This window comes from Streptomyces sp. NPDC048392 (genome assembly GCF_043200575.1).
GTDB lineage: Bacteria > Actinomycetota > Actinomycetes > Streptomycetales > Streptomycetaceae > Streptomyces.
The window spans coordinates 64746-89272 of record NZ_JBICYB010000004.1; the positions used below are offsets into that span (position 1 = coordinate 64746).

Genomic DNA, 24527 nt, shown 5'->3' on the forward strand with positions numbered 1-24527 from the left:
ACGCGCTCTCCCTAGCTTCTTGGGAACCGAGCTGTGGAGCACCGTGGAGGCGCGATGAAAGTCCCTGGCGGACGCTGGATCGAGCATTGGGACCCCGAGGACGAGACCTTCTGGAAGGAGACGGGGGAGCGGACCGCTCGGCGCAATCTGTTCTTCTCCGTTCTCTCCGAGCACATCGGGTTCTCCGTCTGGACGCTGTGGTCCGTACTGGTGCTCTTCATGGGCCCGGAGTACGGGCTGACACCGGCCGACAAATTCCTGCTGACGTCCGTGGTGACGCTGGTCGGCGCCGTCGTGCGGGTGCCGTACACGTTCGCCGTCGCGATCTTCGGCGGTCGCAACTGGACGGTGATCTCGGCGGGCATGCTGCTCGTCCCGACGCTTGCGGCCTTCTACGTGATGGAGCCGGGGACGTCCTTCTCGACATTCCTGCTGGTCGGGCTGTTGGCGGGCATCGGAGGCGGCAACTTCGCGTCCTCCATGACCAACATCAACGCCTTCTTCCCTCTCCGGGAGAAGGGCTGGGCGCTCGGCCTCAACGCCGGTGGCGGCAACGTCGGTGTACCGGTCATCCAGCTCGTCGCGCTCGCCATCATCGGGGCGAGCGGCGGGCCGAGGCTCCTCCTCGGCATCTACATCCCGCTGATCCTGGTGGCCGTCGTCCTCGCCGCGCTCTTCATGGACAACCTCACCACGGTGAAGAACGACACCGGTGCCGCCAAGGACGCGGCCAGGGACGCCCACACCTGGATCATGTCAGTGCTGTACGTCGGGACCTTCGGCTCGTTCATCGGCTACAGCTTCGCCTTCGGGCAGGTGCTGACGGCCCAGTTCGGGCGGACGCCGCTGCAGGCGGCGTATCTCACGTTCATCGGCCCGCTGCTGGGGTCCCTCGTCCGTCCGCTGGGCGGCAGGCTCGCCGACCGGTACGGCGGTTCGAGCATCACGCTCTGGAACTTCGTCGCGATGGCCGTCGCCACCGGGGTCCTCGTCCTGGCCGGCATGGAGAGGTCCCTGGCTCTGTTCGTGACCGTGTTCGTGGTGCTGTTCGTGCTCAGTGGGCTCGGCAACGGTTCGACGTTCAGGATGATTCCCGGCATCTTCCACTCCAAGGCGCTGGCCCGGGGGCTGAGGGGCGAGCGGGCCGTACTGCACGGGCGGCGGCTGTCGGGCGCGTCCATGGGACTGATCGGCGCGGTGGGCGGTCTGGGCGGCGTCGGCATCAATCTCGCCTTCCGGCAGTCCTTCCTCTCCTCCGGTTCGGGTACCGGTGCCTTCGTCGCCTTCCTCGCCTTCTACGCGGTGTGCATCGCGGTGACCTGGGCGGTATACGTTCGCCGTCCCACCGTCCGGAACGAGGACCCGGCGAGTCCGGCGGTGTCGAAGGCGCTGCTCAGCCATGCCGAGGTCTGACGTAACACTGGTGACATGAGGCGGAACCGAGCCCGTCACGCACTGTTGACAGGCTCGGTCGCCACGTGACTGTGCACATGGGCGTGAACGGATCGGAGCGCGGCGAACGATGGACGACGTGGGCGACGTGGACGACGAACAGCGGCGACCCGAGCACGGCCCCCTGGCCGGCTTCACCGTGGGCGTGACCGCCGCCCGCCGGGCCGACGAACTGGGCGCGCTGCTCCAGCGGCGCGGTGCCGCAGTCCAGCACGCACCCGCGCTGCGGATCGTGCCGCTCGCCGACGACAGCGAGCTGATGGCCGCGACCAAGCAGCTCATCGACCGGGCCCCGGACGTCGTCGTCGCCACCACCGCCATCGGGTTCCGGGGCTGGGTCGAGGCGGCCGACGGCTGGGGGCTCGGTGACGCCCTGCTGGAGCGGCTGCGCGCGGTCGAGCTGCTGGCGCGCGGCCCCAAGGTCAAGGGGGCGGTCCGGGCCGCGGGGCTGACGGAGCGGTGGTCACCGGCCTCCGAGTCCATGGCGGAGGTGCTCGACCGGCTCCTGGAGCAGGGCGTCACGGGCCGCCGGATCGCCGTACAGCTGCACGGTGAGCCGCTGCCGGGGTTCGTGGAGGCGCTGCGGGAGGGCGGCGCCGAGGTGGTGGGCGTGCCCGTGTACCGGTGGCTGCCACCGGAGGACATCGGCCCCGTGGACCGGCTGCTGGACGCCGCCGTGTCGCGGGGCGTGGACGCCGTGACGTTCACCAGCGCGCCCGCCGCGGTGTCCCTGCTGGGGCGGGCCGAGGAGCGGGGCCTGCTGCCGGAACTGCTCGCCGCCTTCGGCCACGACGTGCTGCCCGCCTGCGTCGGTCCGGTCACCGCGGTGCCGCTCCAGGCGCACGGTGTCGACACGGTCCAGCCCGAACGCTTCCGGCTCGGGCCCCTCGTCCAACTGCTCTGCAAGGAACTGCCGGCCCGCGCCCGTGCCCTGCCGGTCGCCGGGTACCGGCTGGAGATCCGCGGGCACGCGGTGCTCGTCGGCGGGGAGCTGCGGGCCGTACCGCCGGCCGGCATGTCCCTGCTGCGGGCCCTCGCCCGGCGGCCGGGCTGGGTCGTGCCCCGCGCTGAGCTGCTGCGCGCCCTGCCGGGCACCGGCCGCGACGAACACGCCGTGGAGACGGCGATGGCCCGCCTGCGCACGTCCCTCGGCGCCCCGAAGCTGATCCAGACGGTGGTGAAACGCGGCTACCGCCTGGCCCTCGATCCGGCGACGGACGCCAAGTACACGGACGGCTGAGACACGGCGCGTCCTCCCCGCGCGCCCGGCAGCTCGGCACCGGTCGGCCGCGAGGGCGCGTGCGGCGGTCGCCGGACGGGTACGCCGGACACCCAACGCCCGGCCGGGTGCGGTACCTCCCGCGTCGACGTCCGCCGTTTCTCCTCCGGCGTCACCGGCGTCACCGGCGTCACCGCGTCACCGGCGTCACCGCGTCACCGGCGTCGCCCGCGTCACCCGTCCCCACGCCACGGCCCGGCGCGCGGGCGCATCCGCAAGCGGCCACGCGGGAGCGGTACGAGGGGTTCCGGCCGCGGGTGCGGGCAGGCACTGTAGAGGGAACGGTCCACAAGCGGTCCACCTGCTCCCCTTCCCAGCCCGCGCCTCGCCGGGCAAGCCCTAGGCGGTGACAGGAACATGGCACTGGGTACGGCCACCGACCCGTACGAGCTGCGGTTCGACACCGGGCGGATCTGTCTGGACCTCATCGCCACCACCCACCCCGTGGAACGCCTCGGTTCCCTGGCCGCACTGCGCGCCTGGATCACCGGCTCCGGACTCGTCCCGCCCGGCACCCCGCTGACCCACGCCGACACCGCCTGGCTGACCGGCTTCCGGGAACTGCGCGGCGAGACCGCGAGGTTGGTGCGTACCCGGCCGGTCCCCCGCACCCACCCGTACGAGCTCGCGCTCGCCCGCGTCAACGAACTCGCCCTCGCCGCACCCCCCGCACCCCGCGCGGTCCCCGGTGAGGACGGCGCGCTGGTGCGGCGGCTGACCGGGCCGCCGCAGTGCGCGGCGCTGCTCGGCGCTCTCGCCCGGGACACCGTGGAGCTGCTCACCGACCCCGTCGCGCGGGCGAGCCTGAGGCAGTGCGCGGGCGACAACTGCCCCATCGTCTACGTGGACACCTCCCGCGGCCGCCGCCGGCGCTGGTGCTCCAGCGAGATCTGCGGCAACCGCGAGCGCGTCGCCCGGCACCGCCGCCGCGCCGCCCTCGCCCGCTGAACCGCGCCTGCGGGGGCCGGGCGGCCGGGGGTTTCGTCGGTGTCCGCGTGACAGAAAGGTGAAGAGAAAGGGGCGGTTATGTGCTGCCGTGTCCCTCTCGTCACGCCACCCCCGGGAAAACTCTCATCCCGCTTTGAACACACCGCAGTTCGCGTCCGTACCGAATGGGCGAGCGACCGACTGGGGGAACCCCCGGACATCGGAGGTGGGCGTGCGCAAGGATTCCGTCGTGGCCAATGAACGTGGTGCGAGGGCCCGACATCGCATGTCGCAGTCGTCCCCGGAACCCGACGAGGAGCTGATGCGCGCGCTGTACCGCGAGCACGCCGGCCCCTTGCTGGCCTACGTGCTGCGGCTGGTCGCGGGGGACCGCCAGCGCGCCGAGGACGTCGTCCAGGAGACGCTCATCCGTGCCTGGAAGAACGCCGGTCAGCTCAACCGTGCGACCGGATCGGTACGCCCCTGGCTGGTGACGGTCGCCCGGCGCATCGTCATCGACGGCCACCGCAGCCGGCAGGCCCGGCCGCAGGAGGTCGATCCGTCGCCGCTGGAGGTCATCCCCGCGGAGGACGAGATCGACAAGGCGCTGTGGCTGATGACGCTGTCGGACGCGCTCGACGACCTGACCCCGGCTCACCGGGAGGTTCTCGTCGAGACGTACTTCAAGGGGCGTACCGTCAACGAGGCGGCGCAGACACTGGGCATACCCAGCGGCACCGTTCGCTCCCGGGTGTTCTACGCCCTGCGTTCGATGAAGCTGGCTCTGGAGGAGCGGGGGGTGACGGCGTGATGAGCGGGTACGGGGGAGTTCAGGGATTCGGCCCGGGGGACACGGGTAATCCTGTCCCCATGGAGGGATCACCGGCGCCGAACGAGCACGAGACCGTCGGCGCCTACGCCCTCGGGATTCTCGACGACGCGGAGGCGACGGCCTTCGAGGCCCACCTCGCCACCTGCGAGTGGTGCGCCCAGCAGCTCGACGAGCTGGCCGGCATGGAGCCGATGATGGCCGCGCTCGCGGACCTGCCCGGCACCGGTACGCCCGCGATCGCCGAGTCGCTGACCGCCAGGCCGGGCCCGCGGCTCTCGGAGAAGCTCGTCGACGAGGTCGCCGAACGCCGTGCGAGCAAACGCCGCCGCAACTTCTACCTGGTGGGCACCGCGGCCGCGCTGATCATCGGCGGCCCGTTCGCCGCCGTGGCGACCACGGGCGGCGGTGGCGGTGACGACACCGGCGGCGGCCGCAGGACCGAGTCGTCGCAGCAGGCCGCGAGCCCCGCCGAGTCCGCCTTCGCCGCCATGCCGGACCGGGTCACCGCCACCGACCCGGCCACCCGGGTCAGCGCGACCGTGGCCCTGGAGAAGAAGGCCTGGGGCACCGAGACGGTCCTGGAGCTCAAGAACCTCAAGGGCCCCCAGAAGTGCTCCCTGATCGCCGTCGGCAAGAACGGCGAGCGGGAGACGCTCACCTCCTGGACGGTCCCCGACTGGGGCTACGGCATCCCGGACGCCACCACCGACAAGGCAAAAAAACCGCTCTACGTGCACGGCGGCGCCGCCTTCGAGCCCAACCAGATCGCCCACTTCGAGGTCATGACCTTCGACGGGAAGCGACTGGTGGAGGTCGACGCGTAGGGTCCGTCCAAAAGACGGGCCCTGAGGCCCGCTCCAGGCGCGCCGTAGCTTCCCGGGCCCCCTTCGCGTATTTTTGACGGCTGCCCAGCACGTCAGAAGGGGGCCCGGTGGCCGCACAGGCTCAACAGGACTCAGCGGTCGACTCGGTGCACGACTCCGCACGGGAGGATTCCGTACGGGAGGACTCCGTACGGGACCGAGAGATCAACGTGGAACAGGCACACCTGGACCGGGTGTACCGCCGCCTCGAGGAGAAGATCCACGAGGCGGAGTTCCTCATGCACGACGCCGCCCAGCGCGGCCACGTCGGCACGCCCGGCGCCCTGGCCGAACGGGACGCGCAGGTCTTCCGGGCCGGCATCCACCTCAACCGCCTGAACAACGAGTTCGAGGACTTCCTGTTCGGCCGCATCGACCTGCTCCCGGGCAAGGACGGCAAGAAGGGCCCGGACGGCGCGTACACGGCCGTGGAGCCCGCCGAGGGCGCCCTGCGGCCCGACGACACCGCCGACATCGCCGAGACCCTGCACATCGGCCGCATCGGCGTCCTGGACGAGGACTACGCCCCCCTGGTCGTCGACTGGCGGGCGCCCGCCGCCGCCCCCTTCTACCGGTCCACGCCGGTCGACCCGGGCCGGGTCGTGCGCCGCCGGGTGATCCGCTCCAAGGGGCGGCGCGTCCTCGGCGTCGAGGACGACCTCATGCGGCCCGGGATCACGGCCCGCCTGGACGGCGAGGAGCTGGCCGTCGTCGGCGACGGCGCCCTGATGGCCGCCCTCGGCCAGGCCCGTACGCACTCCATGCGGGACATCGTGGCCTCCATCCAGGCCGAGCAGGACCAGGTGATCCGCGCCCCCGCCGCCTCCGTGACCTACGTCGAGGGCGGCCCCGGCACCGGCAAGACCGCCGTCGCCCTGCACCGGGCGGCGTACCTCCTCTACCAGGACCGGCGCCGGTACGCGGGCGGCATCCTCATCGTCTCGCCGACGCCGCTGCTCGTGGCGTACACCGAGGGCGTACTGCCCTCCCTCGGCGAGGAGGGCCAGGTCGCCATCCGCGCGATCGGCTCCCTGGTCGAGGGCGCCGAGGCCACGCTGTACGACTCCCCGGCCACCGCCCGTGCCAAGGGCTCCTCCCGCATGCTCAGGGTGCTGCGCAGGGCCGCGCGCGGAGCGCTGGAGCCGGCCGGCTCGCCGACCCTGCTGAGGGTCGTCGCCTTCGGCCGCCGCCTCGAACTGGAGGCCGGGGAGCTGGACGGCATCCGCCGCACCGTCCTCGGCGGCACCGCGCCCGTCAACCTGCTGCGCCCCCGCGCCCGACGCCTGCTCCTGGACGCGCTGTGGGAGAGGTCGGGCGCCGGGGCCCGGCACACCGACCCCGAGCTGGCGGCCGAGCTGCGCTCCTCCTTCGACGAGGACGTCAGCGCCGAGGACTCCTTCACCGGCTTCCTGGACGCCTGGTGGCCGGAGCTGACCCCGGGGGCCGTGCTGGCGGCCATGGCGGACGAGCGGCGCCTCGGCCGCTGGGCCCGGCGTGTCCTGAACCCGGGCGAGGTCCGCAAGGTGGCCCGTTCACTGCGGCGCGAGGGCCGCTCCGTGCACGACATCGCCCTGCTCGACGAGCTCCAGGCGATCGTCGGCACCCCGGCCCGGCCCCGCAAGCAGCGCGAGGCGGACCCGCTGGACCAGCTCACCGGCCTGGAGGAGCTGATGCCGCAGCGCGAGGAGACCCAGTGGGAGCGCGCCGAGCGGCTGGCCCAGGAACGCACCGAGTACGCGCACGTCATCGTCGACGAGGCGCAGGACCTCACGCCCATGCAGTGGCGGATGGTCGGCCGCCGCGGCCGGCACGCCACGTGGACCGTCGTCGGCGACCCGGCCCAGTCCTCCTGGTCCGACCCCGACGAGGCGGCCCAGGCCCGTGACGAGGCCCTGGGCACCCGACCGCGCCGCCGCTTCGAGCTGACCGTGAACTACCGCAACCCGGCCGAGATCGCCGAGCTGGCCGCCAGGGTGCTCGCCCTCGCCATGCCGGGCTCCGAGTCGCCGACGGCCGTGCGCTCGACCGGTGTGGAGCCGCGCTTCACGGTGGTGCGGGACTCCCTCGCCCGGACGGTCCGGGCGGAGGCGGACCGGCTGCTCGGCCTCGTGGACGGCACCGTCGGCGTCGTGGTCGCCATGAACCGGCGCGAGGAGGCCCGGCGCTGGCTGGCCGGGCTCGGTGACCGGGTGGTCGCGCTGGGCAGCCTGGAGGCGAAGGGCCTGGAGTACGACGCCACGGTCGTCGTCTCCCCGGCCGAGATCGCCGACGAGTCGCCCGCCGGCCTGCGCGTGCTGTACGTCGCCCTGACCCGGGCCACCCAGCAGCTGACGGTCGTCTCGTGCGAGCGGGACGAGCCGGACGCCGCGGGGGTGCCGGACCTGCTCCGCGACTGAGCGCACCGGGCCGGGGCACCGGCTCGGCATGCGGGGGAGCAATGCGAGAGGCCCGCGCCGTCCGGCGGCGCGGGCCTCTCGTCTTCTCTTCGTCTGAGCGGCACCGGCCCGCCATGCTCGCCTCGCGGCAAGTGGTCGCTCGTAGCGACGATGGTTGGGCCCGGGGGCTTGGATCGAGCCGGTGCCACGTCCAAGGTAACAAACGATCCCCGCAAGACAATTCCCGTCCCGCGGGTTCCTTGCGTGGCCGGGCCGCGTCCTGCCCGGGTGTTCCGGCGGGCCCTTCCCCCGACGGGCCACTTCTCGTATGGTGGAAGTCGTTTTCCGAAAGTGCCACGAACAAAAAGTTCGCAATCCGGGGTGGCTACCACGTACTCAGTGGTAGGTGCGACGATCGGACGGCACAACCCAGTTACACGGTGAAAGCAGAGGAAGTCGGCCATGGCAACGGCGCCCAGCGTCTCCTACTCGATGACGGTCCGACTGGAGGTGCCCGCGGGCGGGACCGCGGTCTCGCAGCTCACCACCGCGGTCGAGTCCGCAGGCGGCTCGGTCACCGGCCTCGACGTCACGGCCTCCGGCCACGACAAGCTCCGTATCGACGTCACCATCGCGGCCGGTTCGACCTCCCACGCCGACGAGATCGTGGAGCAGCTGCGCGGCGTCGAGGGCGTCAACCTGGGCAAGGTCTCCGACCGTACCTTCCTCATGCACCTCGGCGGCAAGATCGAGATGGCGTCCAAGCACCCCATCCGCAACCGCGACGACCTGTCCATGATCTACACGCCCGGCGTGGCGCGGGTCTGCATGGCGATCGCCGAGAACCCCGAGGACGCCCGCCGCCTCACGATCAAGCGCAACTCCGTTGCGGTCGTGACGGACGGTTCGGCGGTGCTCGGCCTCGGCAACATCGGCCCGAAGGCCGCGCTGCCGGTGATGGAGGGCAAGGCGGCCCTGTTCAAGCGGTTCGCCGGCATCGACGCCTGGCCGCTCTGCCTGGACACCCAGGACACCGACGCGATCGTCGAGATCGTCAAGGCCATCGCCCCGGGCTTCGCCGGCATCAACCTGGAGGACATCTCCGCGCCGCGCTGCTTCGAGATCGAGGCCCGGCTGCGCGAGGCCCTCGACATCCCCGTCTTCCACGACGACCAGCACGGCACCGCCATCGTCGTCCTCGCCGCCCTGACCAACGCCCTGCGCGTCGTCGACAAGCCCATCGAGAACGTACGGGTCGTCATGTCCGGCGCGGGCGCCGCCGGTACGGCCATCCTCAAGCTGCTGATCGCCGCGGGCGTCAAGAACGCCGTCGTCGCCGACATCCACGGCGTCGTGCACGCCGGCCGCGCCGACCTGGTGGACGCCGCGCCCGGGTCGGCCCTGCGCTGGATCGCCGACAACACCAACCCCGAGGGCCTCACCGGCACCCTCAAGGAGGCCGTGCACGGCGCGGACGTCTTCATCGGCGTCTCCGCCCCCAACGTCCTCGACGGCGAGGACGTGGCCGCCATGGCCGAGGGCGCCATCGTGTTCGCGCTCGCGAATCCCGATCCCGAGGTCGACCCGGCGATCGCCCGCCGGACGGCCGCGGTCGTCGCCACCGGCCGCTCGGACTTCCCGAACCAGATCAACAACGTGCTGGTCTTCCCGGGTGTCTTCCGCGGTCTGCTGGACGCCCAGTCCCGCACGGTCAACACCGAGATGATGCTGGCCGCCGCGCACGCCCTCGCGGACGTGGTGACCGAGGACGAGATCAACCCGAACTACATCATCCCCAGCGTCTTCAACGACAAGGTCGCCGGTGCCGTCGCGGGCGCCGTGCGAGAGGCGGCGAAGGCCGCCGGAGTGGTGGCGTAGGTTCCCCCGGCCGGGGAAGGCGGCCTGTGGCGTGGTGGTGAGGATCACCACGGCGGGGCCGCCCCACCGGCGCGTCGCGGGATGTCGGGCCTCGGGTCGCCCTCTAGGGTTGCGCAAGGCTCAGGCCCTCTCGGCGTGTGACTCCCAAGGGTGTTCTCACGACTCCTGGGGGTGCCGGATTGGCTTTACCGCCGCAGGTGGAGGCAGGATGCCTCCCTGGGCGCGAGGGTCTGACGACCGACCCGGGTCCGGGGAATGTCAGAGGGCCCTGGCAGCATCGGCATCGCTGTGCCCAACATGCGGCTCCGCCGCGTGGCACGCCTCAATGGCAAGAAGAACACGGGAGTAACAACATGAACCGCAGTGAGCTGGTGGCCGCGCTGGCCGACCGCGCCGAGGTGACTCGCAAGGACGCCGACGCCGTGCTGGCCGCGTTCGCCGAGGTTGTCGGCGACATCGTCTCCAAGGGCGACGAGAAGGTCACCATCCCCGGCTTCCTGACCTTCGAGCGCACCCACCGTGCCGCTCGCACCGCCCGCAACCCGCAGACCGGCGAGCCGATCCAGATCCCGGCCGGCTACAGCGTCAAGGTCTCCGCGGGCTCCAAGCTCAAGGAAGCCGCCAAGGGCAAGTAATCGCTCCGCATCGAGCGCCGGGGAACTGCGCGGACCGTCCGTCCGGCCCGCGGGCCGTGCGCGGCCGCGGGCCGGACGCGGCTGGTCGCGCAGTCCCCCGCGCCCCTCGCAGGGACGCTGCTCCGTAACGCCGATGGGGCGGCCACCCGAGTCCGGGTGGCCGCCCCATCGGCGTACGTGCCGCGGTCAGCCCAGTGCCTTGCCCGGCAGCTCGACCTTCGCGCCCAGCTCCACGAGCTTCTCCATGAAGTTCTCGTAGCCCCGGTTGATCAGGTCGATGCCGTGGACCCGGGAGGTGCCCTGGGCGGCGAGGGCGGCGATCAGGTACGAGAAGCCGCCGCGCAGGTCGGGGATGACCAGGTCGGCCCCCTCCAGCTTGGTCGGGCCGGACACCACGGCCGAGTGCAGGAAGTTGCGCTGGCCGAAGCGGCAGTGGGAGCCGCCCAGGCACTCGCGGTAGAGCTGGATGTGGGCGCCCATCTGGTTGAGCGCGGAGGTGAAGCCCAGCCGGGACTCGTAGACCGTCTCGTGCACGATGGACAGCCCCGTCGCCTGCGTCAGCGCGACCACCAGCGGCTGCTGCCAGTCGGTCTGGAAGCCGGGGTGCACGTCCGTCTCCAGGGCGATGGACTTCAGCCGGCCGCCCGGGTGCCAGAAGCGGATGCCCTCGTCCTCGATCTCGAAGGCGCCGCCCACCTTCCGGAAGGTGTTCAGGAACGTCATCATCGAGCGCTGCTGGGCGCCCCGGACGTAGACGTTGCCCTCGGTCGCCAGCGCGGCCGACGCCCAGGAGGCGGCCTCCAGGCGGTCCGAGAGGGCCCGGTGGGCGTAGCCGCCCAGCTCGTCCACGCCGGTGACGCGGATCGTGCGGTCGGTGTCCATCGCGATGATCGCGCCCATTTTCTGCAGGACGCAGATCAGGTCCTCGATCTCCGGCTCCACGGCCGCGTTGGACAGCTCCGTGACGCCCTCGGCGAGCACGGCGGTCAGCAGGACCTGCTCGGTCGCGCCGACGGACGGGTACGGCAGGTTGATCTTCGTACCGCGCAGCCGCTGCGGAGCCTCCAGGTACTGGCCGTCCGCCCGCTTCTCGATCGTCGCGCCGAACTGCCGCAGCACGTCGAAGTGGAAGTCGATGGGCCGGCCGCCGATGTCGCAGCCGCCCAGACCGGGGATGAAGGCGTGCCCGAGGCGGTGCAGCAGCGGGCCGCAGAACAGGATCGGGATGCGCGACGAGCCCGCGTGGGCATCGATGTCGGCGACGTTCGCGCTCTCCACGTGGGTCGGGTCCATCACCAGCTCGCCGGGTTCCTCACCCGGACGGACGGTCACCCCGTGCAGCTGCAGCAGTCCGCGTACGACCCGCACGTCGCGGATGTCCGGCACGTTGCGCAGCCGGCTCGGCGCACTGCCCAGCAGGGCGGCCACCATGGCCTTCGGCACGAGGTTCTTCGCCCCGCGGACCCGGATCTCGCCCTCCAGCGGGGTCCCGCCGTGGACAAGCAGTACGTCATCAGCGCCGTTGACGGTCATGAATCTCGCGTTCCGTGGGGTTGGGCAGGGGCCAGAAGGGAAAGGGTAATCGTCTTGTACCCCCCTTCAGTGCGCCTCCGCACGGTCGGACAACGTCATGGATTTGTCACAACACGCGGTGTTCACCGGCGCGTACGGGGGGTCACGGCCGAGGGGCGTGCGCGGGGGCGTGTTCACTCCCGTGCCTCCGATTGCCTCCCCACGGGAGGGGAACATGCGGGATCATGTCTGGCATGACCGAGGTGTCCTCGCTCACGGGGCGGCTGCTCGTGGCAACGCCCGCCCTGGCGGACCCGAACTTCGAGCGTGCGGTGGTGCTCCTCCTCGACCACGACGAGGAGGGCTCCCTCGGTGTCGTCCTCAACCGTCCCACGCCGGTCGACGTGGGCGACATCCTGGAGGACTGGGCGGGCCTGGCCGGCGAGCCGGGCGTCGTCTTCCAGGGCGGCCCGGTGTCGCTGGACTCGGCCCTCGGTGTCGCCGTCGTCCCCGGCGGGGCGTCGGGCGAGCGGGCGCCGCTGGGCTGGCGCCGGGTGCACGGCGCGATCGGCCTGGTGGACCTGGAGGCGCCGCCGGAGCTGCTGGCGTCCGCCGTGGGCGCCCTGCGGATCTTCGCCGGGTACGCCGGATGGGGGCCCGGGCAGCTGGAGGACGAGCTGACCGAGGGCGCCTGGTACGTGGTCGAGTCCGAGCCCGGCGACGTCTCCTCGCCGTTCCCGGAGAGACTCTGGCGCGAGGTCCTGCGCCGGCAGCGGGGCGACCTGGCGATGGTGGCGACGTATCCGGACGACCCGTCGCTCAACTGAAGCGTGTGAGCTTCAGTACCCTTGGCGGTTATGAGCACTCTCGAGCCCGAGCGCGGGACTGGTACGGGGACCCTCGTCGAGCCGACGCCGCAGACGTCCCACGGCGACGGTGATCACGAGCGCTTCGCGCATTACGTCCAGAAGGACAAGATCATGGCGAGCGCCCTCGACGGCACGCCCGTCGTGGCGCTGTGCGGCAAGGTCTGGGTGCCGGGCCGCGACCCGAAGAAGTATCCCGTGTGCCCCATGTGCAAGGAGATCTACGAGTCCATGAGCGGGGGCGGGGACGAGGGCAAGGGCGGCGACAAGAAGTAGCGCTTCTGCCCGGACAGTCCTCTCGGATCTTCCCGAAGGCCCCCGGAGTGTGCCCGCGCGCACTCCGGGGGCCTTCGTGCGTCACGAACTGGTTCAGACCTCTTGTGGACAGGTTCATCCGGTCCCTAATCTCCTGCTTGTTGTGCAGAGCGAAACCGTCATTGCATATGTTGCAACGCACGTCCGGAGGAACACTCCATGAAGCTCGCCCCCCGCCTGGCCGTACTGCTGGCCGCCGCCGTGGTCGCAGCGACCGCATGCGCCCCCCAGACGTCCGACAACTCCTCCTCCGGCGAGGACGAGAAGAGCGGAACCCTGCGCGTCTGGCTCTTCCAGGAGGTCAACAACAAGCCGAAGGAAGAGGTCGTCGACACCGTCCTGGCCGGCTTCGAGAAGGCGCACGAGGACACGGAGGTCGCCGTCGAGTACATCCCCGTCGAGACCCGTGCCCAGCGCATCAAGGCCGCCTTCAACGACCCGGAGAGCGCCCCCGACGTCATCGAGTTCGGCAACACCGACACCGCCGGGTACGTGAAGGACGGCGGACTCGCCGACGTGAGTGCGGACTTCGCGGCCTGGGACGAGGCCAGGGACACCGACCCCACCGCCCGCCAGTCGGTCACCGTGGACGGAAAGGTCTACGGCGCCCCCTACTTCGTCGGCGTACGCGCCCTCTACTACCGCACCGACGTCTTCGGTGAACTGGGCCTGGAGGCCCCCACGTCGCTGGCCGAACTGGCGTCCACCGCCAAGAAGGCCAGGGCCGCCGAGCCCGGCCTGTACGGAATCGCGGTCGGCGGCGCCTACACGTACGGCGCCATGCCCTTCATCTGGGTCAACGGCGGCGAACTGGCCACCGGCAAGGGCGGCTCCTACGCCTCGGCCATCGACGGCGCCGCCGCCCGGAAGGGCATCAAGGCGTACACCTCCCTGTTCGGCGACGACAACTGCCCGGCCGCCAAGTGCGCCGGTATGGGCGGCAACGACACCGTCACCGCCTTCGCCTCGGGCAAGGCGGCCATGGCGATCGGCGGCGACTTCAGTCACCAGGCCGTGGAGGCCGGCCGGGTGAAGGGCAAGTACGCGGTCGTGCCGCTGCCGGGCGTCGAGTCCGGCTCCATCGCCCCCGCCTTCGCGGGCGGCAACAACATCGGCGTCCTGCGGAGCACCTCGCACCGCACCCTCGCCGTCGACCTGATGAAGCGGCTCGCGTCGAAGCAGGCGCAGGGCGAGCTGTTCGACGCGATGGGCTTCCTGCCGACCTTCGCGGACGTACGGCAGCAGGTGGCGGCCGAGGAGCCGTTCGTGAAGCCGTTCGTCGACACGCTCGCCGCAGGCACGAAGTTCGTCCCGGCCTCTCCCGCGTGGGCGACGATCGACTCCTCGCAGGTGCTGCCGACGATGTTCCAGGAGGTGGTCAGCGGCAAGAAGGACGTGGACGCGGCCGCCGGGGACGCCGCGAAGAAGATGGACGCCGCGTTCGGCTCCGCCGGATGAGCGTGCCGCCTTCCGGCTCGGCGGGTGCGGTCCGTGGGCGGGCGACGGTGCGCCGCGGCCTGTCGCGCCCACGCGGCGCCGGCCGCGGATCCGACACGGCCCCGCACCCCTCGGGGCGCGGCTCCCGTACCCCCTGGCTGTATCTCGCCCCGGCTCTCGCCGTCCTCGGCGGGCTGCTCGTCTACCCCGTCTACCAGCTCGGGCTGATCTCCCTTCTGGAGTACACGCAGGCTCAGGTGTCCGGCGGTGAACCGACGACCTTCCAGGGATTCGGGAACTACACCGAGTTGTTCGCGGACGGCGAGTTCTGGCGGGTGCTGCTCGCCACCGTCGTGTTCGCCGCCGCCTGCGTCGTCTCCACGCTGGCCGTCGGGTGCGCGCTCGCCGTGCTGCTCACGCGGGTGCGCGCCGTGCCGCGCCTGGCGCTGATGCTGGCGGGGCTGGGCGCCTGGGCGACCCCGGCGGTCACCGGGTCGACGGTCTGGCTGCTGCTGTTCGACCCGGACTTCGGCCCCGTCAACCGGATGCTGGGCCTCGGCGACCACTCCTGGACGTACGGGCGCTACAGCGCCTTCCTGCTCGTCCTGCTGGAAGTCGTCTGGTGCTCCTTCCCGTTCGTCATGGTGACCGTCTACGCCGGGATACGGGCCGTACCGTCCGAGGTCCTGGAGGCCGCCGCGCTCGACGGCGCCTCGCAGTGGCGGATCTGGCGCTCGGTGCTCGCGCCGATGCTCCGGCCGATCCTGGTGGTCGTCACCATCCAGTCGGTCATCTGGGACTTCAAGGTCTTCACCCAGATCTACGTCATGACGAACGGCGGCGGCATCGCCGGCCAGAACCTCGTCCTCAACGTCTACGCCTACCAGAAGGCGTTCGCGTCCTCGCAGTACAGCCTCGGCTCCGCGATCGGCGTGGTCATGCTGCTGATCCTGCTCGTCGTGACGCTGGTCTACCTGCGGTTGCTGCGCCGCCAGGGGGAGGAGCTGTGAATCTTCCGCGCGCGCGTGTGCGCCGTCCGTGGCGGCTGGCCGCGGAGACCTCCGCGCTGCTGATCGCGGTCGTGGTCGCCTTCCCGCTGTACTGGATGGTGCTGAGCGCCTTCAAACCGGCCGGGGAGATCGAGTCGAGCGAGCCCAGGCCCTGGACGTCGGCGCCCTCACTGGATTCCTTCCGGCGCGTCTTCGGGCAACAGGAATTCGGTCGGTACTTTCTCAACAGCCTGCTCGTGGCGGGTACCGTCGTGATCGCCTCGGCGCTGATCGCGTTCCTCGCGGCGACCGCGGTGACGCGTTTCCGGTTCCGTTTCCGGACCACCCTGCTGATCATGTTCCTGGTGGCCCAGATGGTGCCCGTGGAAGCGCTCACGATCCCGCTGTTCTTCCTCATGCGGGACCTCGGCCAGCTGAACACGCTGGGCTCGCTGATTCTGCCCCACATCGCCTTCTCGCTGCCCTTCGCGATCTGGATGCTGCGGGGCTTCGTGAAAGCCGTGCCCGAAGCCCTGGAGGAGGCCGCCCGCATCGACGGCGCGAGCCGGGCGCGCTTTCTGTGGCAGATCCTTTTCCCGCTGGTCCTCCCGGGACTGGTGGCCACCAGTGTCTTCTCCTTCATCTCGACCTGGAACGACTTCCTGTTCGCCAAGTCGTTCATCATCAGCGACACCTCCCAGTCGACGCTGCCGATGGCGCTGCTGGTCTTCTACAAGCCGGACGATCCCGACTGGGGCGGCGTCATGGCCGCGTCCACGGTGATGACGGTTCCGGTGCTGGTCTTCTTCGTACTCGTACAACGACGACTCGTCTCCGGCCTCGGCGGAGCGGTGAAGGACTGACCTCGTGACGGATGTGACGGATGTGACGGGCGTGATGGACTCGGCAGGCGTGATCCCCCGGCCACGGCAAGTGGCCCGCCAGGACGCCTTCTTCGAACTCGGGCCGGACACCGGGCTGACGGCCGATGACGGCAGCCGGCCCACCGAGCGCTGGCTGCGGGCCACGCTGGGTGCGGCCACCGGCCTGCCGCTGGCACCCGGAGCGGGTGACGGCGGAGCCGTCCGGCTCGCCCTGGACGGTGAACTGCCCGACGAGGGCTACCGCCTCGACATCGCGCCGGAGGGCGTGCACCTCACCGGCGGCGGCCCGGCCGGCCTCTTCTGGGGCGCGCAGACGCTGCGCCAGCTGCTCGGCCCGGACGCCTTCCGGCGAGCCCCGCTGCCCGACCGCCGCTGGCGGCTGCCACTGGTCCGCATCGAGGACGCGCCCCGCTTCCGCTGGCGCGGCCTGATGCTGGACGTCGCCCGGCACTTCATGCCCAAGGACGGCGTCCTGCGCTACCTGGACCTGATGGCCGCCCACAAACTCAACGTCCTGCACTTCCACCTGACGGACGACCAGGGCTGGCGCGTCGAGATCGAACGCCACCCGAGGCTCACCACGACCGGCTCCTGGCGGGCCCGTACCAAATACGGTCACCGGGCCTCGCCGCTGTGGGAGGACAAACCCCACGGCGGCTACTACACCCGGGAGGACATCCGGGAGATCGTCGCCTACGCCGCCGAACGGCACATCACCGTCGTCCCCGAAATCGACGTACCCGGACACTCACAGGCCGCCATCGCCGCGTATCCGGAACTCGGCAACACGGACGTGATCGACACCACCGCCCTCTCCGTCTGGGACACCTGGGGCGTCTCCCCGAACGTTCTCGCCCCCACCGAGAACACATTGCGCTTCTACGAGGGCGTGTTCGAGGAACTCCTGGAGTTGTTCCCCTCGGAGTTCATCCACATCGGCGGCGACGAATGCCCCAAGGAGCAGTGGCGGCGTTCGGCCACCGCGCAGGCGCGGATCGAGGCACTCGCACTCGCCGACGAGGACGAACTCCAGGCCTGGTTCATCCAGCACTTCGACACCTGGCTCAGCGAACGGGGGCGCCGGCTCATCGGCTGGGACGAGATCCTGGAGGGCGGACTGGCCAAGGGCGCGGCCGTGTCCTCCTGGCGCGGTTACGCGGGCGGGGTCGCCGCCGCGCGCGCGGGGCACGACGTCGTGATGTGCCCCGAGCAGCAGGTCTACCTGGACCACCGGCAGGCCGCGGGCGAGGACGAACCCGTGCCGATCGGGTTCGTGCGCACCCTGGAGGACGTCTACCGGTTCGAGCCGGTTCCGGCGGAACTGACTCCGGACGAGTCCGGACATGTGATCGGCACCCAGGCGAACGTGTGGACCGAGGTGATGGAGAACCAGGAACGGGTGGACTACCAGGTGTTCCCGAGGCTCGCCGCCTTCGCCGAGGTCGCCTGGAGCACGCTGCCCGCCCCGGCCGACCGGGACTTCGCCGCCTTCGAGCGGCGGATGGCCACCCACTACCGGCGACTCGACGCCCTGGGCGTCGCCTACCGGCCGCCCGGCGGCCCGCTGCCCTGGCAGCGGCGGCCCGGCGTGCTCGGCCGGCCGATCGAAGGGCCGCCGCCGGTCAAGTAGGGAGATCCGGCTCGCGAAGCGCCTCCGAACGTCACCCAAGAGTGGCAACTCGCGCACATCGCACGTAGCTCCGATCGTCGGAGATCCCGTGTGAAAACGGACCATCTCCCCGGCGGGGCGGGCGAATGCCTCCTAGCGGACCCCTGCGTTCGGGCCCTGGAAAGATGTGCCAGAGTTGCCACGTCCGCCCTTTCAGGTCGTACCGTACGGCCACATGGGCGGGACCAGGTGGGACAGCGGGAAGGGGCAGTCGGTTTGACCACGCACGCACCGCAGGCGGCGCAGGCCGTCACGCTGCCCACGACACTGGACGAGGCCGTGGCGGCGCTCGCCGCGATGCCCGCGGCCGTGCCTGTCGCGGGCGGCACCGACCTGATGGCGGCCGTCAACTCCGGCCAGCTCAGGCCCGCCGCGCTGGTGGGCCTCGGGCGGATCAGCGAGATCCGCGGCTGGCAGTACCAGGACGGGCACGCGCTGCTCGGCGCAGGGCTCACCCACGCCCGCATGGGGCGCCCCGACTTCGCCGCGCTCATCCCGGCGCTCGCCGCCGCCGCGCGTGCCGCCGGGCCGCCGCAGATCCGTAACGCGGGCACCCTGGGCGGCAACATCGCCTCGGCCGCCGCCACCGGGGACGCGCTGCCGGTGCTGGCCGCCCTTGAGGCGACGCTGATCATCGCGGGCCCGGACGGGGTCCGCCGGGAGATGCCGGTCTCGCACCTGCTGGCGGGCATGGAGATGCTCCGCGCGGGCGAGCTGATCGGCTACGTGCGGGTGCCGCTGCTGCACGCGCCGCAGGTCTTCCTGAAGGCGACCGGCCGGACCGGCCCGGGCCGCGCGACGGCCTCCGTGTCGCTGGTCCTCGACCCGGGCCGGCGCGGCGTGCGGTGCGCGGTCGGCGCCATCGCGCCGATGCCGCTGCGGCCCCTGGAGGCCGAACACTGGGTGGCCTCCCTCATCGACTGGGACAACGGCCGCGCCATCGTCCCGGAGGCGCTGCGCGGCTTCGGCGAGTACGTCGCCGCCGCCTGCATCCCCGACGCGGCCCCGGCCGAGGACGGCTCCGTGCCACAGCTCCCGCCCGCCGTACTGCACCTGCGGCGCACCGTCGCCGCGCTGGCCCGACGAGCACTGGGGAGGGCGCTGTCGTGACCGACGACCAGAACGACGACCAGTACGACGGCCAGTACGACGACCAGTACGACGGCCAGTACGACGACCGGCACGACGGCCAGTACGGCGACCGGCACGGTGATCAGCACGGCGACCAGTACGGCCAGTACGGCGACCGGCACGGCGATCAGTACGCCGACCGGCACGGCGACCGGCACGGCGACGAGTACCGAGGGGGTACACCCCCGAGCGGCGGTCGCTGGGACCCGCTGCCCCAGGGCGACTACGACGACGGCGCCACCGCCTTCGTCAAGCTCCCCGAGGGTGGCGTGGACGCGCTCTTCGCCTCCTCCGACAGCCCGCTCGCCGCGCCCGGACACGGCTACGTGCCGCCCCGGATCACGGTCACGCCCGCCACCACCGCCGATACCGACCCGGCCGCCACCGGCTCCTGGGCGGTGCCGTCCGCGCCCGTGGACGGCACCCAGTGGCAGGTCCCGGACGCCGGGCAGGAGCCCTCCGCTCACCAGGGATACGCCGAGTACGACCAGCACGACCAGCACGACCCGTACGGCGGGGCCGCGCCCTACGACCCGGACGCCGGGCGGGGTGCCCCCGGGCAGGACGACCGCTTCAGTTACCAGCCCGGGGCCACCGGACAGTGGGACTTCCCGCAGGCCGGGACGGAGGCCGGGACGGAGGCCGGGGCGGCCCGGCCCGCGCCCGGCCAGGACGTGACCGGGCAGTGGTCCATCCCCGTCGCCGACGGGGATCTGCCGGACGAGTCGGGCGAGTTCACCACCTCGTCCCTGACCGGGCAGTGGGGGGCCGGTGCTCCGGCCACCCTCCCCGGCGGCGCCCCCGCGCCCTGGGCGACGCAGCCGGCCGGTCAGCCGTGGGGCGAGGGCGAGGCACAGGCCCGGCCGGACGCCGGGGAAGGGCCCGCCGAGGCCCGTCGCGCGCCGTCGGTCCGGCCCGGCGGTCAGCCGTGGGGCGAGGAGGCGGCGCAGGCCGGGCCGGGCAGCGATGAGCAGCACCCCGAGAGCGCGCAGGCACCCGGCGCCGCCGAGAGCCCGTACGCTCACGCGCCCGTCGAACCCGCGGCCGAAGCCGCCGCCGAACCCGCGGCCGAACCCGCGGCCGAAGCCGCCGCCGAACCCGCGGCCGAAGCCGCCGCCGGGGCCGCCGCTGAGACCGACCCTGCCGCACCGGTGGCCCCTGCCGCACCGGCGGCCGACGGGACGGCCGAGACGGCCACCGGCGAGCCCGGTGGGGCCCAGGAGGCCCCTGAGGGCCTCACAGAGCGCTCTCCGGGCTCCGCCGAGGAGTCGATGACCGAATCCGGTCCGGAGGCCGCCGAAGGCCCCGTGACGGGCCCGGCACCGGCCACCGTTCGGGAACCGGCACCCGGGCCCGGGCCCGGGCGAGACCACGGGCAGGAACCCGCAGGAGCGCCGCAGCCGGAGGCCGCAGGAGCGCCGCAGCCCGAGACCGCGGGAGCGCCGCAGCCCGAGGCCGCTGGAGAGCCGCGGCCGGAGCCCGCGCCCGGCCCCCGGGGAGCCGGGGCCGGCCTGTCCGACCAGGACGGCCGCGGGGCCGACCCGGCGGACACGGCCGGCGCCCGTACCGACCCGGACGAGGCCCGGCCCGATACGGGCGGCACCGGGGCCGCCCCGGCCGCGGTCCGTGAACCGGGCCCCGCCGGACCGCACGAGGAACACCCCCTCGCCTCCTACGTGCTGCGTGTCAACGGCGCCGACCGGCCCGTCACCGACGCCTGGATCGGCGAGTCCCTGCTGTACGTGCTGCGCGAGCGGCTCGGCCTCGCGGGCGCCAAGGACGGCTGCTCACAGGGCGAGTGCGGCGCCTGCAACGTGCAGGTCGACGGACGGCTCGTCGCCTCCTGCCTGGTCCCGTCCGTGACCGCGGCCGGCAGCGAGGTGCGCACGGTCGAGGGCCTGGCCGCCGACGGGCAGCCGTCGGACGTGCAGCGGGCGCTCGCCCGGCGCGGCGCGGTGCAGTGCGGCTTCTGCGTGCCCGGCATGGCGATGACCGTGCACAACCTCCTGGAGGGCAACCCGGCCCCGACCGAACTGGAAGCCCGCCAGGCCCTGTGCGGCAACCTGTGCCGCTGCTCCGGCTACCGGGGCGTGCTGGAGGCGGTCAAGGAGGTCGTCGCCGAACGCGAGGCACACACCGGCACCGACGCGGACTCCGACGAGCCCCGCATCCCGCACCAGGCGGGGCCGGGCGCGGGCGGCGTCAACCCGGCGGCGTTCGAGTCCCAGCCCCCGCCGGGGACACCGCACGCGACAGGACCGCACGACCAGCCCTACGGTGACCACGGCCAGGACGGAGGCCACGCGTGAGCAACGACGCCGCGACTGCGGAGGCCGAGGGGACCGCCGAGACGGCGACCCCCGTACCCGAACCGATCCCGCACGGCCTCGGCGCGTCCCTGCCGACCGCCGACGCCCGCGCCAAGACCGAGGGCACCTTCCCGTACGCCGCCGACCTGTGGGCCGAGGGCCTGCTGTGGGCGGCCGTCCTGCGCTCACCGCACCCGCACGCGCGCATCGTGTCCATCGACACGACCCACGCGCGCGAGATGCCCGGCGTCCGGGCCGTCGTCACGCACGAGGACGTCCCCGGCACCCCCCTGCACGGACGCGGCGGCCGGGCCGACCGCCCGGTGTTCGCCTCCGACGTCGTACGCCACCACGGCGAACCCCTCGCCGCCGTCGCCGCCGACCACCCGGACACGGCGCGGATGGCCGCCGCCGCCGTCATCGTCGAGTACGAGGTGCTCGACCCGGTGACCGACCCGGAGCAGGCCTTCGAGGCCGAGCCGCTGCACCCCGACGGCAACCTGATCCGGCACATCCCGCTGCGCCACGGCGACCCGGAGGCGGCCGGCGAGCTCGTCGTCGAGGGCCTGTACCGCATCGGCCGCCAGGACCCGGCGCCCATAGGAGCCGAGGCGGGTCTGGCCGTACCGCGCCCCGACGGCGGCGTGGAGCTGTACCTGGCCTCCACCGACCCGCACGGCGACCGCGACACGGCCGCCGCGTGCTACGGCCTGCCACCGGAACAGGTGAAGATCGTCGTCACCGGGGTGCCGGGCGCCACCGCCGACCGCGAGGACCAGGGCTTCCAGCTGCCGCTCGGCCTGCTGGCGCTGAAGACCGGCTGCCCGGTGAAACTGACCGCCACGCGCGAGGAGTCCTTCCTCGGACACACCCACCGGCACCCCACCCTCCTGCGCTACCGCCACCACGCGGACACCGAGGGCCGCGTCGTGAAGGTCGAGGCGCAGATCCTGCTCGACGCGGGCGCCTACGCCGACACCTCCTCCGAAGCCCTGGCCGCCGCGGTGGCCTTCGCCTGCGGCCCGTACGTCGTCCCGAACGCCTTCATCGAGGGCTGGGCCGTGCGCACCAACAACCCGCCCTCCGGCCATGTGCGCGGCGAGGGCGCCATGCAGGTGTGCGCCGCGTACGAGGCGCAGATGGACAAGGTCGCCAAGAAGCTCGGCCTCGACCCGGCCGAGGTGCGGCTCCGCAACGTCCTGGCCACGGGCGACGTGCTCCCCACCGGCCAGACGGTCACCTGCCCGGCGCCGGTCGCCGAACTCCTCCAGGCGGTCCGCGACTTCCCCCTCCCCGCGCTGCCCAAGGACACGCCCGAGGACGAGTGGCTGCTGCCCGGCGGTCCCGAGGGCGCGGGCGAACCGGGCGCGGTGCGCCGGGGCGTGGGCTACGGCATCGGCATGGTGCACATGCTGGGCGCCGAGGGCGCCGACGAGGTCTCCACGGCCACCGTGAAGGTCCAGGACGGCGTCGCCACGGTGCTGTGCGCGGCCGTCGAGACCGGCCAGGGCTTCACCACGCTGGCCCGGCAGGTCGTGCAGGACACCCTCGGCGTCGACGAGGTCCAGGTGGCGCCCGTCGACACCGACCAGCCCCCGGCAGGACCGGGCTGCCGGGGCCGGCACACCTGGGTGTCGGGCGGCGCGGTGGAGCGGGCGGCCAAGATGGTCCGCACCCAGCTCCTCCAGCCGCTGGCGCACCAGTTCGGGATGTCCACCGAGCTGCTCCAGATCGCCGACGGCAAGATCACCTCGTACGACGGCGTGCTGTCGACGACGGTCGCCGAGGCGCTGGACGGCAAGGAACTGTGGGCCACCGCCCAGTGCCGCCCGCACCCGACCGAGCCGCTGGACGAGGCCGGGCAGGGCGACGCCTTCGTCGGCATGGCCTTCTGCGCGATCCGCGCGGTGGTGGACGTCGACATCGAGATCGGCTCGGTACGGGTCGTGGAGCTGGCCGTCGCCCAGGACGTGGGCCGCGTCCTGAACCCCGCCCAGCTGACCGCCCGTATCGAGGCGGGCGTCACCCAGGGCGTCGGCATCGCGCTGACGGAGAACCTCCGCACCCCCCGCGGCCTGATCCGCCACCCCGACCTGACCGGCTACGCCCTCCCGACCGCGCTGGACGCCCCCGACATCCGGATCGTCAAGCTCGTGGAGGAACGCGACGTGGTCGCCCCCTTCGGCGCCAAGGCCGTCAGCGCGGTGCCGGTGGTGGCCTCCCCGGCGGCCGTCGCCTCCGCCGTACGCGCGGCCACGGGACGTCCGGTCAACCGGCTCCCGATCCGCCCGCAGGCCGCGGTGGTCACCGGAAACTGAGCCGCCCGCCCGCGTGAGGCAACGGGTGGGCGGCCGGGCGCGTCCTACCGGGCGAGCGGGGTCCGCACACGAAGGCGTTGTCAGTGGTGGCGCGTAGTCTCCGAAGGAGTGCGAACGGCAGCCGTCGGCACACGGACGGCCATACATTCTCGGGGGAGACGATGCACACGGTCACCGGTGGTACGACGGCCATGCCGGGTTCGGCGGCGGATGCCCGGACGGCCCCCTCGCTGGTGACCCGGGTCCGCCTCGCGACGTCGGTGGAGGACCCGTCGTGGACGCGCGGCGCCCTCCGGTGGTGCCAGGGCGCGGGCGAGAGGCCGTCGCTGTGGAATACGTCGACGCTGATGAGCTGCCTGCTCCTGGCGGTGAGCCACCGCACGGCGCCGGGAGCCTCCCGGGACCTGCCGGACCGGTTCCTGGACCAGGAGTTCGGCCGGGACCGGGTGACGCGCTTCGAGGACGTCGACTTCCCGGGGACCCTGGAGCACGAGCCCACCCGCCGCTTCCTGCGCGGGACGGGCCTGCCCGAGGACGCCCACCCCTTCCGGCTGGACACGGACGACCTCCCGGTGCCGCTGCCGACGCTGGCGGAGTACTGCGGCGAGTTCCCCGGGCAGCGGCTCCCGTCCGGCGCGGACCACCTCATACGTCTGGGCCGGCTGGCGGACGGCGATCACGTGGTCGTCGACGGCACGACGGGCGCCGTCCTGATGTGGAGAGCGTCCGCCGGCACCCTCCACCCCCTGGTGTCGGACGTCTCCGCCCTGGCCCTGACCCTCTGGGTCCTGCGCCGCGCGGCGCAGTTGGAGGCAGTGGCGGGCACCGGCCCCGCGTAGCTCCCCGGCGGGGGCGT

The 24527-nt window shown here is 72.5% G+C and carries 19 protein-coding genes; 18 read left to right on the forward strand and 1 reads right to left on the reverse strand.

Annotation, left to right across the window (positions count from 1 at the left end; all coding sequences use genetic code 11):
• Positions 1 to 54 precede the first annotated feature (54 nt).
• The 8 genes from ACGFYH_RS08485 (at position 55) to ACGFYH_RS08520 (ending at position 10241) form a co-directional block, all read left to right on the forward strand.
• On the forward strand, positions 55 to 1413 hold the full coding sequence (locus tag ACGFYH_RS08485; RefSeq protein WP_393802361.1) for a nitrate/nitrite transporter: 1359 nt from the start codon (positions 55 to 57) through the stop codon (positions 1411 to 1413).
• 109 nt (positions 1414 to 1522) lie between these two features.
• Positions 1523 to 2692, forward strand: coding sequence for a uroporphyrinogen-III synthase (locus tag ACGFYH_RS08490; RefSeq protein WP_393802362.1), 1170 nt, complete (start codon positions 1523 to 1525; stop codon positions 2690 to 2692).
• Between the two features lie 396 nt (positions 2693 to 3088).
• Positions 3089 to 3679 carry a CGNR zinc finger domain-containing protein gene (locus tag ACGFYH_RS08495; RefSeq protein WP_393802363.1) on the forward strand — a complete coding sequence of 197 codons (591 nt, stop codon included), beginning with the start codon at positions 3089 to 3091 and terminating at the stop codon, positions 3677 to 3679.
• Positions 3680 to 3944: 265 nt separating this feature from the next.
• Positions 3945 to 4469 carry a sigma-70 family RNA polymerase sigma factor gene (locus ACGFYH_RS08500; RefSeq protein WP_393802364.1) on the forward strand — a complete coding sequence of 175 codons (525 nt, stop codon included), beginning with the start codon at positions 3945 to 3947 and terminating at the stop codon, positions 4467 to 4469.
• A gap of 59 nt (positions 4470 to 4528) precedes the next feature.
• On the forward strand, positions 4529 to 5314 hold the full coding sequence (locus tag ACGFYH_RS08505) for a zf-HC2 domain-containing protein (RefSeq protein ID WP_393802365.1): 786 nt from the start codon (positions 4529 to 4531) through the stop codon (positions 5312 to 5314).
• 107 nt (positions 5315 to 5421) lie between these two features.
• On the forward strand, positions 5422 to 7749 hold the full coding sequence (locus tag ACGFYH_RS08510) for a HelD family protein (RefSeq protein ID WP_393802366.1): 2328 nt from the start codon (positions 5422 to 5424) through the stop codon (positions 7747 to 7749).
• A 441-nt stretch (positions 7750 to 8190) separates the two neighbouring features.
• Positions 8191 to 9606, forward strand: coding sequence for an NAD-dependent malic enzyme (locus ACGFYH_RS08515; RefSeq protein ID WP_393802367.1), 1416 nt, complete (start codon positions 8191 to 8193; stop codon positions 9604 to 9606).
• Between the two features lie 353 nt (positions 9607 to 9959).
• Complete coding sequence (locus tag ACGFYH_RS08520; RefSeq protein ID WP_003950507.1) at positions 9960 to 10241, forward strand: HU family DNA-binding protein; 282 nt, start codon at positions 9960 to 9962, stop codon at positions 10239 to 10241.
• 186 nt (positions 10242 to 10427) lie between these two features.
• Here ACGFYH_RS08520 and murA read toward each other — a convergent pair whose 3' ends face one another.
• Positions 10428 to 11774: a UDP-N-acetylglucosamine 1-carboxyvinyltransferase gene (gene murA / locus ACGFYH_RS08525; protein ID WP_393802368.1), complete on the reverse strand. Its 1347-nt coding sequence runs from the start codon at positions 11772 to 11774 to the stop codon at positions 10428 to 10430.
• 233 nt (positions 11775 to 12007) lie between these two features.
• Between murA and ACGFYH_RS08530 the strand changes: the two genes are divergently transcribed.
• The 10 genes from ACGFYH_RS08530 to ACGFYH_RS08575 all read left to right on the forward strand — a co-directional run bounded on the left by ACGFYH_RS08530 (position 12008) and on the right by ACGFYH_RS08575 (position 24510).
• The gene (locus ACGFYH_RS08530) at positions 12008 to 12580 is read left to right on the forward strand and encodes a YqgE/AlgH family protein (protein ID WP_382820834.1); all 573 of its coding nucleotides are present in this window, start codon (positions 12008 to 12010) and stop codon (positions 12578 to 12580) included.
• A 30-nt stretch (positions 12581 to 12610) separates the two neighbouring features.
• Positions 12611 to 12895, forward strand: coding sequence for a DUF3039 domain-containing protein (locus tag ACGFYH_RS08535; protein ID WP_030402030.1), 285 nt, complete (start codon positions 12611 to 12613; stop codon positions 12893 to 12895).
• Between the two features lie 198 nt (positions 12896 to 13093).
• Positions 13094 to 14392, forward strand: coding sequence for an extracellular solute-binding protein (locus tag ACGFYH_RS08540; RefSeq protein WP_393802369.1), 1299 nt, complete (start codon positions 13094 to 13096; stop codon positions 14390 to 14392).
• Complete coding sequence (locus ACGFYH_RS08545) at positions 14389 to 15381, forward strand: carbohydrate ABC transporter permease (RefSeq protein WP_393802370.1); 993 nt, start codon at positions 14389 to 14391, stop codon at positions 15379 to 15381. The genes ACGFYH_RS08540 and ACGFYH_RS08545 overlap by 4 nt, the downstream gene beginning before the upstream one ends.
• Positions 15378 to 16223, forward strand: coding sequence for a carbohydrate ABC transporter permease (locus ACGFYH_RS08550; protein ID WP_393802371.1), 846 nt, complete (start codon positions 15378 to 15380; stop codon positions 16221 to 16223). The genes ACGFYH_RS08545 and ACGFYH_RS08550 overlap by 4 nt, the downstream gene beginning before the upstream one ends.
• Before the next feature lie 13 nt (positions 16224 to 16236).
• Positions 16237 to 17874 carry a beta-N-acetylhexosaminidase gene (locus tag ACGFYH_RS08555; protein ID WP_393802606.1) on the forward strand — a complete coding sequence of 546 codons (1638 nt, stop codon included), beginning with the start codon at positions 16237 to 16239 and terminating at the stop codon, positions 17872 to 17874.
• 255 nt (positions 17875 to 18129) lie between these two features.
• Positions 18130 to 19023 carry an FAD binding domain-containing protein gene (locus ACGFYH_RS08560; protein WP_393802372.1) on the forward strand — a complete coding sequence of 298 codons (894 nt, stop codon included), beginning with the start codon at positions 18130 to 18132 and terminating at the stop codon, positions 19021 to 19023.
• Positions 19020 to 21353: a 2Fe-2S iron-sulfur cluster-binding protein gene (locus ACGFYH_RS08565; RefSeq protein WP_393802373.1), complete on the forward strand. Its 2334-nt coding sequence runs from the start codon at positions 19020 to 19022 to the stop codon at positions 21351 to 21353. The genes ACGFYH_RS08560 and ACGFYH_RS08565 overlap by 4 nt, the downstream gene beginning before the upstream one ends.
• A complete protein-coding gene (locus ACGFYH_RS08570; protein ID WP_393802374.1) occupies positions 21350 to 23671 on the forward strand; it encodes a xanthine dehydrogenase family protein molybdopterin-binding subunit in 2322 nt (773 codons plus the stop codon). The genes ACGFYH_RS08565 and ACGFYH_RS08570 overlap by 4 nt, the downstream gene beginning before the upstream one ends.
• 161 nt (positions 23672 to 23832) lie before the next feature.
• Positions 23833 to 24510 carry an SUKH-4 family immunity protein gene (locus ACGFYH_RS08575; protein ID WP_393802375.1) on the forward strand — a complete coding sequence of 226 codons (678 nt, stop codon included), beginning with the start codon at positions 23833 to 23835 and terminating at the stop codon, positions 24508 to 24510.
• Positions 24511 to 24527 lie beyond the last annotated feature (17 nt).

Excerpts from the sequence above, each read along its gene's own strand:
- murA (WP_393802368.1), bottom strand. The coding sequence starts at position 11,774 with ATGACCGTCAACGGCGCTGATGACGTACTGCTTGTCCACGGCGGGACC.
- ACGFYH_RS08515 (WP_393802367.1), top strand. The coding sequence starts at position 8,191 with ATGGCAACGGCGCCCAGCGTCTCCTACTCGATGACGGTCCGACTGGAG.
- ACGFYH_RS08530 (WP_382820834.1), top strand. The coding sequence starts at position 12,008 with ATGACCGAGGTGTCCTCGCTCACGGGGCGGCTGCTCGTGGCAACGCCC.
- ACGFYH_RS08540 (WP_393802369.1), top strand. The coding sequence starts at position 13,094 with ATGAAGCTCGCCCCCCGCCTGGCCGTACTGCTGGCCGCCGCCGTGGTC.
- ACGFYH_RS08485 (WP_393802361.1), top strand. The coding sequence starts at position 55 with ATGAAAGTCCCTGGCGGACGCTGGATCGAGCATTGGGACCCCGAGGAC.
- ACGFYH_RS08575 (WP_393802375.1), top strand. The coding sequence starts at position 23,833 with ATGCACACGGTCACCGGTGGTACGACGGCCATGCCGGGTTCGGCGGCG.
- ACGFYH_RS08490 (WP_393802362.1), top strand. The coding sequence starts at position 1,523 with ATGGACGACGTGGGCGACGTGGACGACGAACAGCGGCGACCCGAGCAC.
- ACGFYH_RS08495 (WP_393802363.1), top strand. The coding sequence starts at position 3,089 with ATGGCACTGGGTACGGCCACCGACCCGTACGAGCTGCGGTTCGACACC.
- ACGFYH_RS08500 (WP_393802364.1), top strand. The coding sequence starts at position 3,945 with ATGTCGCAGTCGTCCCCGGAACCCGACGAGGAGCTGATGCGCGCGCTG.
- ACGFYH_RS08535 (WP_030402030.1), top strand. The coding sequence starts at position 12,611 with ATGAGCACTCTCGAGCCCGAGCGCGGGACTGGTACGGGGACCCTCGTC.
- ACGFYH_RS08545 (WP_393802370.1), top strand. The coding sequence starts at position 14,389 with ATGAGCGTGCCGCCTTCCGGCTCGGCGGGTGCGGTCCGTGGGCGGGCG.
- ACGFYH_RS08505 (WP_393802365.1), top strand. The coding sequence starts at position 4,529 with ATGGAGGGATCACCGGCGCCGAACGAGCACGAGACCGTCGGCGCCTAC.
- ACGFYH_RS08520 (WP_003950507.1), top strand. The coding sequence starts at position 9,960 with ATGAACCGCAGTGAGCTGGTGGCCGCGCTGGCCGACCGCGCCGAGGTG.